The organism is Paenibacillus sp. FW126-R14 (assembly GCF_058789495.1).
This window is the reverse complement of record NZ_JBYTBS010000022.1, coordinates 20,388-36,454: the sequence shown is the minus strand read 5'-3', so window position 1 is coordinate 36,454 and position 16,067 is coordinate 20,388. Positions and strand designations below refer to the sequence as shown.

The 16,067-nt window shown below is 52.0% G+C and carries 14 protein-coding genes; 13 read left to right on the top strand and 1 reads right to left on the bottom strand.

The genetic code is table 11. The features are described 5' to 3' along the window. Positions 1-51 precede the first annotated feature (51 nt). Complete coding sequence (locus tag AC3WRW_RS15730; RefSeq protein ID WP_492547246.1) at positions 52-888, top strand: sugar phosphate isomerase/epimerase family protein; 837 nt, start codon at positions 52-54, stop codon at positions 886-888. 88 nt (positions 889-976) lie between these two features. Here the strand turns inward: AC3WRW_RS15730 and AC3WRW_RS15725 are convergent, their stop codons facing one another. After that, positions 977-1,381 carry a CBS domain-containing protein gene (locus AC3WRW_RS15725; protein ID WP_492547245.1) on the bottom strand — a complete coding sequence of 135 codons (405 nt, stop codon included), beginning with the start codon at positions 1,379-1,381 and terminating at the stop codon, positions 977-979. 258 nt (positions 1,382-1,639) lie between these two features. On the opposite strand from AC3WRW_RS15725, the gene AC3WRW_RS15720 reads away from it, so the two are divergent. The 12 genes from AC3WRW_RS15720 to AC3WRW_RS15665 all read left to right on the top strand — a co-directional run bounded on the left by AC3WRW_RS15720 (position 1,640) and on the right by AC3WRW_RS15665 (position 16,042). Beyond that, positions 1,640-2,611: a Gfo/Idh/MocA family protein gene (locus tag AC3WRW_RS15720; protein ID WP_492547244.1), complete on the top strand. Its 972-nt coding sequence runs from the start codon at positions 1,640-1,642 to the stop codon at positions 2,609-2,611. A gap of 215 nt (positions 2,612-2,826) precedes the next feature. Further along, entirely contained in the window at positions 2,827-3,969 is a 1,143-nt protein-coding gene (locus AC3WRW_RS15715) for an acyl-CoA dehydrogenase (protein WP_492547243.1), read from the top strand. A gap of 34 nt (positions 3,970-4,003) precedes the next feature. Then, on the top strand, positions 4,004-5,113 hold the full coding sequence (gene mmgD, locus AC3WRW_RS15710) for a citrate synthase (RefSeq protein ID WP_492547242.1): 1,110 nt from the start codon (positions 4,004-4,006) through the stop codon (positions 5,111-5,113). A gap of 39 nt (positions 5,114-5,152) precedes the next feature. Then, positions 5,153-6,601, top strand: coding sequence for a bifunctional 2-methylcitrate dehydratase/aconitate hydratase (locus AC3WRW_RS15705; RefSeq protein WP_492547241.1), 1,449 nt, complete (start codon positions 5,153-5,155; stop codon positions 6,599-6,601). A gap of 34 nt (positions 6,602-6,635) precedes the next feature. Beyond that, positions 6,636-7,544 carry a methylisocitrate lyase gene (prpB, locus tag AC3WRW_RS15700; RefSeq protein WP_492547240.1) on the top strand — a complete coding sequence of 303 codons (909 nt, stop codon included), beginning with the start codon at positions 6,636-6,638 and terminating at the stop codon, positions 7,542-7,544. A 29-nt stretch (positions 7,545-7,573) separates the two neighbouring features. Continuing rightward, positions 7,574-10,810 (top strand): fused isobutyryl-CoA mutase/GTPase IcmF, encoded by a 3,237-nt coding sequence (gene icmF, locus AC3WRW_RS15695; protein ID WP_492547239.1) that lies wholly within the window; start codon positions 7,574-7,576, stop codon positions 10,808-10,810. A 24-nt stretch (positions 10,811-10,834) separates the two neighbouring features. Beyond that, positions 10,835-11,845, top strand: coding sequence for a thiamine pyrophosphate-dependent dehydrogenase E1 component subunit alpha (locus tag AC3WRW_RS15690; protein ID WP_492547238.1), 1,011 nt, complete (start codon positions 10,835-10,837; stop codon positions 11,843-11,845). A gap of 1 nt (position 11,846) precedes the next feature. Beyond that, positions 11,847-12,827, top strand: a complete 981-nt coding sequence (locus AC3WRW_RS15685; protein WP_492547303.1) for an alpha-ketoacid dehydrogenase subunit beta — start codon at positions 11,847-11,849, stop codon at positions 12,825-12,827. 12 nt (positions 12,828-12,839) lie between these two features. Further along, on the top strand, positions 12,840-13,484 hold the full coding sequence (locus AC3WRW_RS15680; RefSeq protein WP_492547237.1) for a 2-oxo acid dehydrogenase subunit E2: 645 nt from the start codon (positions 12,840-12,842) through the stop codon (positions 13,482-13,484). A 27-nt stretch (positions 13,485-13,511) separates the two neighbouring features. After that, complete coding sequence (locus AC3WRW_RS15675; RefSeq protein ID WP_492547236.1) at positions 13,512-14,690, top strand: acetyl-CoA C-acetyltransferase; 1,179 nt, start codon at positions 13,512-13,514, stop codon at positions 14,688-14,690. A 23-nt stretch (positions 14,691-14,713) separates the two neighbouring features. After that, positions 14,714-15,568, top strand: a complete 855-nt coding sequence (locus AC3WRW_RS15670) for a 3-hydroxybutyryl-CoA dehydrogenase (protein ID WP_492547235.1) — start codon at positions 14,714-14,716, stop codon at positions 15,566-15,568. Between the two features lie 123 nt (positions 15,569-15,691). After that, on the top strand, positions 15,692-16,042 hold the full coding sequence (locus AC3WRW_RS15665) for a VOC family protein (protein ID WP_492547234.1): 351 nt from the start codon (positions 15,692-15,694) through the stop codon (positions 16,040-16,042). The last annotated feature ends 25 nt before the right edge of the window (positions 16,043-16,067 follow it).

The window sequence follows — 16,067 nt, the reverse complement described above, 5'->3', positions numbered from 1 at the left end:
GAAGCAGATTGGTAAAATACAACCAAACGGAATGAAGAAAGGGTTGAAGATATGCCATTTTTATCGCTGACGAGCTGGAGCCTGCATCGGCTTCTCGGTCCATTGCGTTGGACACGATGGGATGAAACGACTCGCGCTCAAATCACGGTTCCGCAGGATCAGCCGGAACACTTCTCGCTGGTTGAGCTGCCGAAAGTACTTGCCGCAAAAGGGTTTGCTTCGTTGGAGGTGTGTCATTTTCATTTCCCTGAGACAGGCCCGGCTTATTTGGAAGCATTGAAGCAATCGTTCGCGGAGACCGGTCTGCGTTTCTATACGCTGCTTCTTGAGTATGGGGATATTTCCAGCAGTGACGAGGAGCGCAGAGCTTCGGACATCGCATGGATCAAAGGGTGGATCGATGTCGCATCGCTTGCCGGAGCGGAGAGAGTTCGTGTCATTGCCGGCGATGCAGAGCCTTCGGATGAACAAGCGCTGGCTCGTTCCGCGGAGGCGTTTCGGGAGTTAGGCCAGTATGCAGCTGCACGAGGGGTAAGAGTAGTTACCGAGAATTTCCATGCTTTAACCTCGGAAGCGGGTAGCTGCCTTGCCTTGTTGAAACTTTGCGGGGATGATCTTGGGTTTACTTCGGATTATGGCAATTTTAAAGGCAGCGGCAAGTACGACGCGCTTGCCCTTACGATTCCTTACAGCGAATCCATCCATGCCAAAGCGCAGACGAATGAAGACGGAGTACCGGAGGAAGAAGATTTTATCCGCTGTATGGAGATTGCCTCGCAGTCCGGTTATGAAGGGCCGATCACCCTTGTCTACGACGGTCCCGGGGATATGTGGGACGGGATTGAGCGTGTCCGCAAGCTTGCTGCTCCGTATCTTTCGGTGAGCTGATGAATCGGCGGCAACAGCCGCGGCAGGAGCATCCACATATGACAAAAGAACCGTCAGGAAAATCCTGACGGTTCTTCTAATACAACAGTTAGTCCGTAATGTTATTCATGTAATAAGCAATAATATCTTTTCGGCGAATGATGCCCAGAAAAATCTGCTTAGCATCGACGACAGGAACAAAGTTTTGATCGGCAGCTTTTGCCAGCATGTCCTCCATAAAGGCATCTATAGATACACATTCATTGCGAATATGCTTTTTAATGGCGCTGACCGGGATTTCATCCATATTATCGAAGCTTACGCCCGGCGTATTTTTAAGCGTCCATAACAGATCGCCCTCGGATAGGGTTCCAGCATACTTGCCTTCGTCATCGACGATAGGAAGCGCCGTATAGTAGTGCTGTTCTAATTGTTCCATCGCATCTTTCATCGAAGAGGATGATCGGATAAAGGCAACCTTGTCTTTCGGAAAAAGAAAAGAGGCAGTTTTCATAGTCGTTATTACCTTTCTCGGAATTTTCAAAACAATAGATTATATCTATTAAACCATACTTTTGCCTAAAAGGCTTTGAAAGTTCTTTCCATAAACCGGAGAGTCATCCTTATCATATACCCAAACCCTTGTCATTACTAACATTTCCAAGCCATTTTGAGCGAAAAAAAAATAAAGCAAGAAAAGAAATGACTCAGGGTATATACTTGTCTTATGGGAAATTATGCGAATTTGAACCACTGAGGGGAGTCGATCATCATGTTGAAAATTGCAATTGCCGGCACAGGCTGGTTTGCAGAAAAGCACGCAAGCTTGCTTGCTGCCAGGGAAGATGCGCAGGTTGTTGCTTTTTTGGGTTCTTCGCTGCCAAAGGCGGAGAAGATCGCCCGGCAGTTTGCCGGCGCGCAAGCTTTTGACCATATTGAGCAGATGCTGGATACATGTAAGCCTGATGCTGTGTACATCAGTGTTCCGCCGCTGGCTCATGGTGAAATTGAAGAGGCGATTCTCGATCGGGAGCTGCCGTTCCTGGTGGAAAAGCCGATTGGACTCGAGATGGCCGCGGTCAACCGAATTCAAGCGAAAATCGCCAGCAAGGATATCGTTACTTCTGTTGGTTATCATATCCGATATACGGATACAGTGCAAAGAGCCAAAGAACTCTTGGCGACCCGCAAGGTGGGCATGGCTGTTGGCAGTTGGTTGGGAGATATGCCGGGCGTTCATTGGTGGCGCAAGCAAAATGGCTCCGGCGGTCAATTCGTTGAGCAAACGACGCACATTGTAGATCTCGTTCGTTATTTGGTCGGCGAAGTCGAAGAAGTGTATGCCGCTTATGCGCAAAGGCACATGCATACGGCCCAAGACGGCGTTGAAGTCGCGGATGTGGGAGCCGTAACGCTTAAGCTTGCCGGCGGCGCGATCGCATCGATCACGAATACGTGTATGCTTCCTTTCGGTCACCGGTCCGGTTTGGAACTGTTTACGGATAAAGGCGTTTTGGAAATTCAACAAAACCGGTGTTTAATCAATCACGAGGGAGCTTGGAAAACGGAGTATAAGAATTTATTAAATCCCTATGAGCTGGAGACGGATGCGTTCTTGCATGCGATCAAAACGGGAGACCGGTCACGTATTTTGACGGATTACGCCGACGCGGCCGTCACGCTGCGAATTACACTCGCTGCTTTGGAGTCGTCCTTCAGCGGGATGCCCGTTAAAATTGGATAAGTCCAAAGATGAGAACAAACATCGCTGAAGAGCGGTGTTTTTTTTCATAGTAACGTAAATTCAAAGCCTGTCAGGTATAAGCCATCCGCGCGGCGTGTATATATAAAACATGTTGTTGGAAGCGTTTACAACTTGTCCGATTTTTGAAAATGACCACTGAACTTATCCTCGGCCAAACATGCAGGAATAGCCATCATGTCGAAGGAGGGGGTCATATGGAACTGTCCTTTACGGACGAACAGCTGATGATTCGGGCTATGGTGCGGGATTTTGCCAGAAATGAAGTTGAACCTACAGCTGCGGAGCGGGACGAAGAAGAGCGATTTGACCGTGCGTTGTTCGATAAAATGGGAGAGCTTGGTTTGACGGGAATTCCATGGCCGGATGCGTATGGGGGGATTGGCTCCGATTTTGTAACGTATGCCATCGTCTTGGAAGAGCTTTCGAGGGCTTGTGCTTCGACCGGCGTCATGCTCTCCGTCCATACGTCGCTGGTTAGCTGGGCGATCTTTACGTATGGGACGGAGGCGCAGAAGGTTAAGTTTTTGCAGCTGTTAGCTCAAGGCAAGAAATTGGGTGCTTACAGTTTAACGGAAAGCGGCTCAGGCTCTGATGCGGCTGCCATGAAAACAACAGCGCTCAAGGACGGAGACAGCTACGTGTTAAACGGCTCCAAGCTGTTTGTCACGAATGGCGGGGAAGCGGACGTCTACATTGTCTTTGCCATGACAGATCCCCACAACAAGAAGCGCGGCTGCAGCGCATTCATCGTGGAGAAGGGAACTGAAGGCTTTATTTTCGGGCGCAAAGAGAAAAAGCTTGGCATCCGCTCTTCCCCAACGCTCGAGCTGCGGTTTGAGAACTGCCGCGTACCTGCGGAGCATCTGCTGGGAGAGGAGGGAGAAGGCTTCCGAATTGCCATGAGAAGCCTCGATGGCGGGCGAATCGGAATCGCCGCGCAGGCGCTTGGCATCGCGCAGGGGGCGCTGGATGCGTCCGTTGCCTATGCCAAGCAGCGCAAGCAATTCGGGAAGCCAATCGGTCAGCAGCAGGCCATCGCCTTCAAGCTAGCCGATATGGCGACGAGGATTGAAGCGGCCAGACTGCTGACCTACCAGGCAGCGTGGCGGAAAAGCAATGGCCTGCCCTTTGGGAAGGAGGCTGCGATGGCGAAGCTTTTTGCCAGTGATACCGCGGTTGCTGTCAGTATTGAAGCTGTGCAAATTTTCGGAGGCTATGGGTACACGAAGGATTATCCTGTTGAACGGTTTATGCGCGATGCCAAAGTAACGCAAATCTATGAAGGGACGAACGAAATTCAGCGCATTGTGATTTCCCGGATGCTGCTTTCAGACTAGAGGCGGCAGAAATGGAGGAAGGGAGAGCGACGAGATGAGCAGCAGCTTTTACCCTGGATTGGAAAATGTCATTGCCAGCGAGACGGCGATCTCTTATCTGGACGTTGAAAAGGAAGAAATTGTCGTTCGCGGGTACGACCTCATCGAGCTTGCGCAAAGTGCGACCTATCTGGATGTTGCAGGGCTCTTGCTTGAAGGTTCGCTGCCGAGTAGGGATGAACGAAATAAACTTGAAGAAACAATTAAAGTGGAATATGGCTTGCCACAGAACATTTGTTCGATTCTTCGATTGATGCCAAAGCAATCCGACCTTATGGATGTATTGCGAACAGGGATTTCAGCCTTAGCCAGCTATGATGAGGAGCTTGAAGACCGCTCTAAGGAGGCAAATACGCGAAAAGCGATCAGATTGCTCGCAAAAGTGCCACAGTTGTTGGCAAATGGGTATCAAGCCATTACAGAACAAATGTTCGCAGAACCGCGTGATGATCTGTCTTATACGGCTAATTTTTTGTACATGATCACAGGTCAGGTGCCCTCTAAGATGGAAGAGGCCATTTTCGATCAATCGCTCATCGTCTATAGTGAGCACGAAATGCCGAATTCGACCTTCGCCGCGCGGGTCATCGCCTCAACGCAGTCCGATTTGTACGGCGCACTCACTGGCGCGGTGGCCTCATTGAAAGGCAACCTGCACGGCGGCGCCAATGAAGCGGTGATGGAGATGCTGCTTGACGCAGGCACAGACGAGGGACTCGAAACCTTGATGTTAAGCAAGCTGGCTCGGAAGGAACGCATTATGGGCTTCGGACACCGGGTGTATATGAAAAAAGCCGATCCGCGCGCTCTGCTCATGAAAGATGCATTGGCTGCGCTTGCCTTAGAGAAAAACAGGTCTGATCTCTACACGATGTGCGTGGTGGGGGAGGAGCTCATGAAACGGGAAAAAAATCTGCACCCGAACCTGGACTACTATGCGGCGCCAGTCTATTATTTGCTGGGCATTCCGATTGATTTGTTCACGCCGGTATTTCTCGCGGCCCGCACGATCGGCGTCAGCAGCCACGTCATGGAGCAGCATGCGCATAACCGGCTTTTCCGGCCTCGTGTGCATTATACGGGACCTCGCAATTTGCATCCTTGAGGGGCTCGAAAGTATGAAGGAGGAAAGGACGAAGAGGGCATGAGCGGATATGAGAACTTGGCCAACAAGGAGATGAGCTTCGACCCCTTAATTGAGGAAATTGCGGAATATACGTTAAACGCACACATCGAAAGCGAAGAAGCGTACCGAATCGCGCAGCATGTTTTGCTCGACTCCCTTGGCACCGGCTTGCTTGCGCTGCGTTTTCCGGAGTGCGCCAAGCATTTGGGGCCGGTTGTGCCAGGAGCGAGCTTGCCGGGCGGCGTTCGTGTGCCGGGTACGCGTTATGAATTAGAGCCGGTGCATGCCGCATTTAATATCGGGTGTATGATCCGCTGGCTGGATTATAACGATACATGGCTCGCCGCCGAATGGGGGCATCCTTCCGATAATTTGGGCTGTATTCTGGCACTTGCCGACTATATCAGCCGCAGCCGAGTGGCGGAAGGCAAAATGCCGCTCTATGTGAAAGATATTCTTTCGATGTCCATTAAAGCGCATGAGATTCAAGGCGTGCTGGCATTAGAGAACAGCTTAAACCGCGTTGGCTTAGACCATGTGCATCTGGTTAAAATCGCCTCGACGGCCGTGGCGACGGCTATGCTGGGCGGAAGCAAAGAGGAGGTCTGCAGCGCTCTTTCCAATGCATGGATTGACGGGGCCAGCTTAAGAACTTACAGGCATGCTCCGAACACAGGCTCCCGCAAGTCTTGGGCTGCCGGGGATGCGACGAGCCGCGCGGTGCGCCTGGCCTTCATGGCCGTCGGGGGCGAGATGGGCTATGCCACAGCGCTGTCGGCCAAAACATGGGGCTTCCAGGATGTTCTGTTCCGAGGCAAGGCGTTAACTTTAGGGCGACTACTTGATTCCTATGTCATGGAACATATTTTGTTTAAAATCTCTTTCCCTGCGGAATTTCATGCCCAGACCGCCGTGGAATGCGCGATGGAGCTCCATCCGGTGATTCGTGATCGAATCTTGGAGATTGCCTCCGTCACACTTACAACCCATGAATCGGCCATTCGCATTATCGATAAAAAGGGACCTTTGCATAATCCGGCCGACCGGGATCACTGCTTGCAGTATATGGTGGCGATCGGGCTGCTTTTTGGGACGCTGACGGCTGAGCATTACGAAGAAAGCATCGCCAGAGATCCGCGGATTGATGCGCTGAGGGAGAAGATGGTCGTCGTCGAAGATGAGCAGTATAGCAAGGATTATTTGGACCCGGACAAACGGTCGATCGCGAATGCCGTGCAAATTCATTTTCAGGACGGCACCTCGACGGAGAAAATCGTCTGTGAATATCCGATCGGTCACCGCAGACGGCGTGCGGAAGGGCTGCCGAAGGTGATTGAGAAATTTGAGCATAATCTTCTAACCCGCTTCCCTCGGAAAAAAACGTCTGAGATCATGAATCTTGCTCTTGATTATGAGCGTTTCATTCAAACGCCTTGTCACGAGTTCATGGCCCTTTTCATTATTTGACCAATGGTTTAAAGTTTCCAGGCAGGAGGTTCCTATGGCGTGGCTGATAGAGGAAGAACCGGATCAAAGGCAGCTAGCGGCCCGTTTCCGGCAGCTTGTGGAGGCGGGTCCGATTGTCAAAATTCCGGGAACGCATGACGGGATGTCGGCACTTATTGCCAAGCAGGCTCAATTTAAAGCTATCTATCTCTCTGGCGCCGCGTATACGGCTAGCAGAGGATTACCGGATTTAGGGCTCATTTACTCGAATGAAGTGGCAGCGCGTGCCCGTGAACTGGTTCGCGCGGCAAGTCTTCCCCTGCTGGTGGACATCGACACCGGCTTCGGCGGCGTGCTGAATGCGGTACGTACGGCGAAGGAGATGGTGGAGGCGAAGGTTGCGGCCGTTCAAATCGAAGATCAGGAAATGCCGAAGAAATGCGGGCATCTGAACGGGAAAAAGCTGATTTCCGCAGAAGAAATGATGCAAAAAATTCAAGCGATCAAGGCCGCTGCTCCAACGTTATACCTGATAGCCCGTACAGATGCGAAAAGTGTGGAGGGAATGGACGCGGCAATCTCCCGGGCAAAGCAATATATAGCTGCCGGAGCGGATGCCATTTTCCCGGAAGCGCTGGAGAAGGAGGAGGATTTCGAAAGATTCAGCGGAGAAGTAAGCTGTCCTCTGCTGGCGAATATGACGGAGTTCGGCAGAACGCCTTATTTTACGGCGCAGCTCTTCGAAAGTTGGGGATTTCGCATGGTGATTTATCCGGTGACTTCACTGCGAGTGGCTGCCAAAGCGATGGAAGAGGTTTTTGACGAAATTCAGCAAACCGGAACGCAGAAACAATTTATTAGCCGGATGCAAACCCGCAGCGAGCTGTATGAAACGATTCGTTATTATGAATATGAAGATTTGGATCGGAAAATCGCCAAAACCGTTTTGCCTGAAAAGGACTAGGCCTCACTCCGAGGGAAGGAGGTGCAGCGGTGTCACTAGGCAAGCATAAAATAAGATTCGTCACCGCCTCCGCGCTATTCGACGGCCATGATGTGTCCATCACGATTATGCGTCGAATCCTTCAAGCCAGCGGAGCGGAAGTTATCCATCTCGGACATAACCGATCTGTGCAGGAAATTGTGCAGGCGGCCATTCAGGAGGATGTGCAAGGCATTGCCGTTTCTTCCTACCAAGGCGGGCATGTTGAATTTTTCACGTATATGATGGATTTGCTGCGGGAAAAAGGGGCCGCAGGCATCAAAGTGTTTGGAGGCGGGGGCGGTGTCATTCTGCCGTCTGAGATCAAACGGCTTCATGATTATGGCGTTACGCGCCTTTTTTCTCCGGACGATGGCAGGGAGCTGGGGCTTCAAGGAATGATTGCTTACATGATGAAGGCATGCGATTTCTGTACGGTTGATGATTTTAATCAGGGAGATGCAATTGCTCTAGCAGGGAAAGATCATAAGTCGATTGCCAAGCGTATTACGGCGGCAGAACTCGTTTGTGAAGCTCCAGGGGGAGGCTCGTTTAAGAGGCAGGTCAGCCTGCTAGCCGAAGTGTCCGCATGCCCGGTTGTCGGGATTACAGGCACGGGAGGAGCGGGCAAAAGCTCTTTAACGGATGAAATCGTGCAGCGGTTCCTCCGTCATTACCCGGATAAAACGGTCGCCATTCTGTCGGTCGATCCGACCAAACAGCGAAGCGGGGGAGCTTTGCTTGGCGACCGGATCCGCATGAACGCCGTACATTCCGAGCGTGTGTATATGCGCAGCATGGCAACGCGGGAATCGGGCACCGAGCTGTCCGCTGCGCTAATCCCGGCGATTCAAGTTCTCCAGGATGCGGGCTTTGATTTGGTGCTCATCGAAACGAGCGGCATCGGTCAAGGAGATCACCGGATAACGCAGCTTGCCGACGTGTCGCTCTATGTGATGACCAGCGAATTCGGTGCGCCTTCGCAATTGGAGAAAATCGATATGCTCGACTACGCGGATCTGGTGGCGATCAATAAGTTCGACCGGAGAGGTTCGGCGGACGCGCTTCGGGATGTGCAGAAGCAGGTGCAGCGAAATCACGGAAGATTCGACGAGCCTTACGAAGCGATGCCCGTCTATGGCACGATGGCCAGTCAATTTAACGACGTCGGCGTGGATATGTTATTCGCAGCGCTGATCGATACCTTGAACCGCAAATGTGCGCTCGAGTGGCCGGTGAATCGCATACCGTCCGCTGCGCAACAGAAAACCCACGTTATCATTCCGGCGGATCGCACGCGGTATTTAGGTGAAATCGTCCAGACCGTCCGGTCGTATCATGCTTTTTCAGATAACGAAGCGGAGCTTGCAAGTGCTTGCTACCGGATCGATGGAGCTATTGCTGCCCTTGGGCAAGAGCAGGCTTCGGGTGAAAGCTTAGCTGAGCTGCAGGCTCTTAAGCTGAGCTTTGAGAACCGGATGCACAAAGATACGCTTCGCATGCTTGCGCAGTGGCCCGAACGCCAAAAGCAATACGCCGGCAAATCGTTCGTCACCCGTGTGCGCGAGAAGGAAATCGTCACCGGGCTTACGACGACAAGCTTGTCGGGACTGGACATCCCGAAGGTCAGCCTGCCGAAGTTCAGGGATGCCGGCGATATTGTTCGATGGCTGTACCTGGAAAATGTGCCGGGCGAATTTCCGTATACCGCCGGCGTATTTCCTTTCAAACGAACGGCAGAAGATCCCAAACGTCAGTTCGCAGGCGAAGGATCGCCTCAGCGCACGAATCTGAGGTTTCATTATTTGTCCCAAAATGATCAGGCGAAGCGCCTCAGCACGGCCTTTGATTCCGTCACTCTGTACGGCGAGGATCCCGATGAACGGCAGGATATCTATGGGAAAATCGGCGAAAGCGGCGTCAGCATTTGCACGTTGGACGATATGATAAAGCTGTATGCCGGCTTTGATCTTTGCGATGGGATGACGTCCGTTTCGATGACGATTAATGGTCCGGCCCCGATCATTTTGGCGATGTATATGAATAGGGCGATTGATGATCAGTTAGCTCGTTTCGCGCAGCGTGTCGGGAGAGCGCCGACTGGCCTGGAGGCGGCTGAAATACGCAGGACAACGCTGAAATCGGTAAGGGGGACGGTGCAGGCCGATATTTTGAAAGAGGATCAGGGCCAGAACACCTGCATTTTCTCCACGGAATTTGCGCTCCGGATGATGGGCGACATTCAGCAATATTTTATCGATCACGAAGTGCGCAATTATTATTCGGTTTCCATCTCGGGCTACCATATCGCGGAGGCTGGGGCGAACCCGATTTCACAGCTTGCTTTTACACTGGCTAACGGTTTTACGTATGTGGAGTACTATTTGTCTCGTGGGATGTCGATCGATGACTTTGCCCCGAATCTGTCCTTCTTTTTCAGCAATGGGCTGGACCCGGAATACACAGTCATTGGGCGCGTAGCGCGCCGAATATGGGCTGCAGCAATGAAACACAAATACGGCGGGAACGATCGCAGTCAAAAGCTGAAATATCACATTCAAACCTCGGGACGTTCGCTGCATGCGCAGGAAATGGATTTCAATGATATCCGAACGACCCTTCAAGCCTTGATGGCGCTGCTCGACAACTGCAATTCGCTGCACACGAATTCGTATGATGAGGCGGTAACGACGCCTACGGAGGAATCGGTTCGCAGGGCGATGGCGATACAGTTAATCATTACGAAGGAGCTTGGTTTTGTTAAAAACGAAAACATGCTGCAGGGCTCATTCCTCATTGAGGAATTGACGGACCTGGTCGAAGAAGCTGTTCTGCAAGAGCTGGAACGGATTAGCGATCGGGGCGGCGTGCTCGGGGCGATGGAATCGCAGTATCAAAGGGGCAAAATTCAGAATGAATCCATGCTGTACGAAATGAAAAAACATCAAGGCGATTTGCCGATTATTGGCGTCAATACGTTTCTGAATCCCAACCCGCCTGTGGGCGCCATGAATATTACGCTTGCGCGGGCTGCGACCTCGGAAAAGGATCAGCAAATCGTTCATCTCCGGGAATTCCAGGAACGGAATTACGCAGCTGCACCGGCGGCCTTAGCGAAACTTCAAGAAACGGCACTTTCTGGCGGCAATATTTTTGCAGAGTTAATGGAAACGGTCAAGGTTGCAAGTCTGGGACAAATTACACGTGCGCTGTATCAGGTCGGAGGGCAGTATCGCAGAAACATGTAAAAAAAGGGAAGAGGAGGAATGGCTATGTCTTCTCAGCACAATCTCAAGCATCACCAGCTGGGTTTATCGGACGATGACGTGCTGAAGATGTATACCTACATGCTGAAAGCGAGAAAATTCGATGAACGCGCAACCCTGCTGCAAAGGTCAGGCAAGACCGCTTTTCACATCTCCAGTATCGGCCAAGAAGCGGCTCAAGTGGCGGCGGCGTTTGCGTTGGATAAACAGCAGGACTACTTCCTTCCTTATTACAGGGATTACGCCTTTGTTCTAACGATTGGCATGACGGTTCAGGAACTGCTGCTGGCAGCCTTGTTCAAAGCGGAAGATATTAATGGAGGCAGGCAAATGCCGGGGCATTTCGGCTATAAAAAGCTCCATATCGTATCCGGCTCAAGTCCCGTGGCTACGCAGGTGCTCCATGCTGTAGGCATTGCGCTCACCGCGTTGATGAGAAAGGAGGAGCATGTCGCGTTCGTCACCTTTGGCGAAGGCTCGAGCAATCAAGGCGATGTGCATGAGGCCTTCAATTTCGCCGGGGTGTTCAAGCTGCCCGTCATTTTCCTGTGCGAAAATAATCAGTATGCCATTTCCATTCCTGCTCACCGGCAGGTAGCCGGACGTGTCGTTGATCGCGCCGCAGGGTACGGCTTTCCGGGTCAACGTGTAGACGGCAATGATGCGCTGGAGGTGTATCGGGCGGTCAAAGAAGCCAGAGAGCGGGCCGTCCGCGGATACGGACCTTCGTTAATTGAAGCCATGATGTATCGAATCCCGCCTCATTCCACGGCTGATGACGATATGCTGTACAGGACGAAGGAAGAGGTAGATTACCATAAAGAACAGGACGGTGTCGGGCGCTTTCGGCGTTATTTAATGGAGTGCGATGTGCTGAGCGACGAGTTGGATCGCGCACTGCAAGAGAATATTGCGAAAGAAGTGAATGAAGCTACGAAATATGCTGAAAAATCGCCGTATCCGGCACCGGAGGACGTGCTGCGGCATGTGTACGGGAACGATGGGGGTGACGTGTGAGATGCCGATCCTCACCTATTTGGAAGCAATTCGATCGGCGATGGCCGAGGAAATGGAGCGGGATGACTGCGTTTTTGTGCTTGGCGAGGATATTGGAAAAGGAGGCGTGCTGAACGCGACGAAGGGCATGCGCGACAAGTTCGGCGAGCTGCGGGTGCTCGATACGCCGCTTTCCGAGTCCGCCATCGTAGGGGTCGCAATTGGAGCGGCCATGGTCGGCATGAGGCCGATTGCGGAGATCCAATTTGCCGATTTCATTTTCCCGGCGACTAATCAGATTATTAGCGAAGCTGCAAAAATCCGCTATCGCTCCAATAATGACTGGCATTGCCCAATCGTCATTCGCGCCCCTTACGGCGCAACGGGCGGCGGAGGATTGTATCATTCGCAGTGCCCGGAATCGGTGTTCTTTGGCACGCCGGGGCTGAAAATTGTTGCGCCGTCTACGGCGTATGACGCGAAGGGATTATTGAAAGCAGCGGTTAGGGACGATGATCCTGTGCTCTTTTTTGAGCATAAGAAATGTTATCTCTCTGTTTCGGACGAAGTTCCTGCGGAAGATTATCTCGTACCGATCGGCAAGGCGGTTACACGGCGCGAAGGTACGGATATTACGGTCATCGCTTACGGGTTATCCGTTCACCATGCCCTGAAAGCAGCGGCTGAACTGGAGTTGGAAGGGATCAGTACGCATCTGCTTGATTTGCGAACGCTGCATCCGCTCGATCAACCGGCGATTTTGGAGGCGGCGGCAAAAACCGGTAAAATCTTAATCGTCCACGAAGATAATAAGACAGGAGGCATCGGGGCGGAAATTTCGGCTATGCTGGCCGAACACCTGCTGTATGAGCTGGATGCTCCCATTATGCGATGCTGCCCTCCGGATATTCCCCCTGTCGGCATGGCGCCGACGTTAGAGAAGTATTATTTGCCGAATGTAGACACGGTAAAAGAAGCGATGCGCCAATTAGCGGAAATATAGAGGAGGATTCATATGGCGCAAAATGTCTCCGATATTCCCCATGCGTGGCTGATGACGGAGGTGGATGTCAGCAACCTAGTCGCCTTGCGGCATAGGGTGAAGGACGCATTCTTATTGGCGGAAGGCGTGCCGCTTGCGCTCTCCTCCTTCGTGCTGAAAGGGATCGTGAACGCATTGAAAGAGTTTCCGCTGCTGAATGCATCGTGGACCCCGGCAGGCATTGCTGTTCATAAACATATGCATATCTCCATCGCGACCGGTTCCGGCGATTCAGTCAACGCACCCGTTATTCGCCATGTGGATCGCAAGTCAATTGCGGGCTTGGCGATTGAGCTGTATGAACTTTCCGTACGGGTGAGGAACGGCGAAATACAGCTGCCGGAGACGCAAGGAGGCCATTTTACGTTCAAGAATACGGGCGCTTTCGGGTCTATGCTCTCTTATCCGCTTATTCAGCCCCCGCAAGCTGCTGTGCTCACTTTTGAGAAAATAGTAAAGAAGCCCGTCGTGGTTCAAGAGATGATTGCGATCAGGTCGATGGCGAACGTCTGCCTTTCATTCGATCATCGGATCTTGGATGGCAGGATTTGCGGGCGATTTCTGCAGCGGGTGAAACAGAATCTGGAGAAATATAATCAAGATTCATCGATCTACTGAAGCTTCTGCCCTTTGGAGGAGTGACTTATGAGAGAAAGCGTTATTGTCGGAGGAGCCCGCACACCGTTTGGGAAATTCGGAGGCGGATTGAAGGATGTTCCTGCTGTCGTACTAGGCGGGAGCGCCATTCGGGAGGCAATTCGGCGTTCTACGCTAGAGCCGTCGATGGTGGAAGAAGTCATCATGGGCATGGTGCTGCAAGGAGGAGCAGGGCAAAATCCCGCGCGTCAAGCCGCTCGGTTGGCGGGTCTTGATTGGAGCGTGTCAGCGGAAACGGTTAATAAAGTGTGCGCATCGGGACTTCGCAGTGTGACGCTTGCCGATCACATCATCCGCTCCGGCGGTGCAGAGGCGATTGTGGCCGGGGGGATGGAGAGCATGAGCAGCGCCCCCTTTTTACTGCCAAGCACCCGTTGGGGAGCGCGCATGGGGAATCAGACGGCCTTTGACTTGATGATTCATGACGGTCTGCTGTGCCCTTTCGAACATGTGGAGATGTTCTTTCATGGCAATAGCGTTGCCGAAGAGTTCGGCATAAGCCGCCATGGGCAGGATGAATGGGCGCTGCGCAGTCATTCTTTGGCAGTTGAGGCGAGGCATAAAGGATATTTGGCGGAGGAAATTGTGCCGATTGAGGTGCAAACCAAATCCGGCATTGTGCGAGTGGATCAAGACGAAGGTCCGCGAGCCGATACAAACTTGGAAAAGCTTGCCGCCTTGCCGGCGCTGGTAAAGGGCGGAACGATTACAGCCGGCAATGCGCCAAGCGTTAACGATGGTGCGGCGGCTATGGTTGTCATGTCCAAGGAGAAAGCGCTGGCTCAGAACATAAGCCCGCTTGCTGCGATTGTAGGGCATGCGAGCGTCGGGGAAAGAGCGCCGTATATTGCGGTTACGCCTGCTTTGGCGATTCAAAAGCTTTTGCGTCAAACCGGTTTGAAGCTGGAGCAAATCAGCAGGTTTGAGGTGAATGAAGCGTTCGCCGCAGTCTTGTTGACCAGCGGAAAATTGCTCGGTTGGAATTCGGAGCTCGTTAACGTCGGAGGGGGTGCCATCGCATTAGGACATCCTATCGGCGCAAGCGGTGCCCGGATTCTGCTTGCGTTAATTCATGAGCTGCGCAGGATCGGTGGCGGTTATGGCATAGCCGCTATTTGCAGCGGGGCTGCGCAGGGCGACGCCATTCTCATTCGGGTGGATGGGTGAATAAGGGCGAGGGGAGCGAGTCTATGGACATACAGACCATCATGGTCGTTGGCGCAGGGCAAATGGGGAGCGGGATCGCGCAGGTCGCTGCAGCATCGGGCTTGCAAGTGCTGCTGCACGATTCTTCCCCGGAATTTCTGAATAGAGGCATGCTGGGGATCGACAAACAGCTAAGCCGGAGTGTTGAGAAAGGCAAGCTAACGCAAGAAGGTATGAGGGAGATTCTGGGGCGCATACAACCAACTGAGTTCATAGAGCTGGCGGAACAGGCGGATTTCGTTATTGAAGCCATTTCCGAAAATATGGCGCTCAAAGCACTGCTGTTTCACAGGCTGGACGGAATCTGCCCGCCCCATACGATACTAGCGACGAATACGTCTTCGCTGCCGATATCGGAAATTGCCGCCGTGACGGGGAGGCCGGCGCAAATTATCGGGATGCATTTTATGAACCCGGTGCCAGTTATGCCGTTGATAGAAGTGATCCGGGGGTTGGAGACGTCCCAGGAAGTTTTTGAGGTTGTGCGCGGACTGAGTGAGCGTTTGGGGAAAATACCGGTCGAAGTCAATGATTTTCCGGGTTTCGTGTCCAATCGGATCTTGATGCCGATGATTAACGAAGCCATTTTTACCGTGTACGAAGGCGTGGCCTCTGTGGAATCGGTTGATAAAGTGATGAAGCTCGGCATGAACCATCCGATGGGACCGCTGGAGTTAGCGGATTTTATCGGATTGGATACGTGTCTTTCGATCATGGAAATTCTTTATGAGGGATTTAAAGACTCGAAGTACCGGCCGTGTCCGCTGCTGCGCAAGTATGTGAAAGCCGGTCGATTAGGACGCAAATCGGGGCGGGGATTTTATACTTATTCAAGCTAAAGGAATTAAGGGGGAACTGGTCGATCATGGACTTGGTTCCCTTTTATTTGTTAGGTGGTTTACATGAGAACAAACGTTTGGTATAATGTGGATATAAATTCCAATTTAAGGAGAGCTAATGGCATGGGACGAGTTGTCTTATTTGAGATGAATAGTCAAGATCCTGAACGTGCAGCAAATTTTTATGCTACCGTATTCGGCTGGGAAATCGGGGCATCCAATTGGGGCTATTCTCCGGTTACGACAGGGGATGCGGACAAGCCAGGCATTAATGGCGGTATTTCTAAGGGACCAGGCGACTATCCGCACGGTATTCGGATTCAAATTGAGGTTGAGAACATCGAGGAAGCGATACGCAAATCCGTGGAATCCGGTGCTCAGCTTGTAAGAAACAAGATGGAGTTTGATCATTTTTACCTTGCTTATTTAGTGGATCCTGTAGGGAATGGCATAGGATTAATTGAGCATAAATAAGGGAAAACATACGTGCCGGGGTCAA

Excerpts from the sequence above, each read along its gene's own strand:
- AC3WRW_RS15730 (WP_492547246.1), top strand. The coding sequence starts at position 52 with ATGCCATTTTTATCGCTGACGAGCTGGAGCCTGCATCGGCTTCTCGGT.
- AC3WRW_RS15725 (WP_492547245.1), bottom strand. The coding sequence starts at position 1,381 with ATGAAAACTGCCTCTTTTCTTTTTCCGAAAGACAAGGTTGCCTTTATC.
- AC3WRW_RS15720 (WP_492547244.1), top strand. The coding sequence starts at position 1,640 with ATGTTGAAAATTGCAATTGCCGGCACAGGCTGGTTTGCAGAAAAGCAC.
- AC3WRW_RS15715 (WP_492547243.1), top strand. The coding sequence starts at position 2,827 with ATGGAACTGTCCTTTACGGACGAACAGCTGATGATTCGGGCTATGGTG.
- mmgD (WP_492547242.1), top strand. The coding sequence starts at position 4,004 with ATGAGCAGCAGCTTTTACCCTGGATTGGAAAATGTCATTGCCAGCGAG.
- AC3WRW_RS15705 (WP_492547241.1), top strand. The coding sequence starts at position 5,153 with ATGAGCGGATATGAGAACTTGGCCAACAAGGAGATGAGCTTCGACCCC.
- prpB (WP_492547240.1), top strand. The coding sequence starts at position 6,636 with ATGGCGTGGCTGATAGAGGAAGAACCGGATCAAAGGCAGCTAGCGGCC.
- AC3WRW_RS15690 (WP_492547238.1), top strand. The coding sequence starts at position 10,835 with ATGTCTTCTCAGCACAATCTCAAGCATCACCAGCTGGGTTTATCGGAC.
- AC3WRW_RS15685 (WP_492547303.1), top strand. The coding sequence starts at position 11,847 with ATGCCGATCCTCACCTATTTGGAAGCAATTCGATCGGCGATGGCCGAG.
- AC3WRW_RS15680 (WP_492547237.1), top strand. The coding sequence starts at position 12,840 with ATGGCGCAAAATGTCTCCGATATTCCCCATGCGTGGCTGATGACGGAG.
- AC3WRW_RS15675 (WP_492547236.1), top strand. The coding sequence starts at position 13,512 with ATGAGAGAAAGCGTTATTGTCGGAGGAGCCCGCACACCGTTTGGGAAA.
- AC3WRW_RS15670 (WP_492547235.1), top strand. The coding sequence starts at position 14,714 with ATGGACATACAGACCATCATGGTCGTTGGCGCAGGGCAAATGGGGAGC.
- AC3WRW_RS15665 (WP_492547234.1), top strand. The coding sequence starts at position 15,692 with ATGGGACGAGTTGTCTTATTTGAGATGAATAGTCAAGATCCTGAACGT.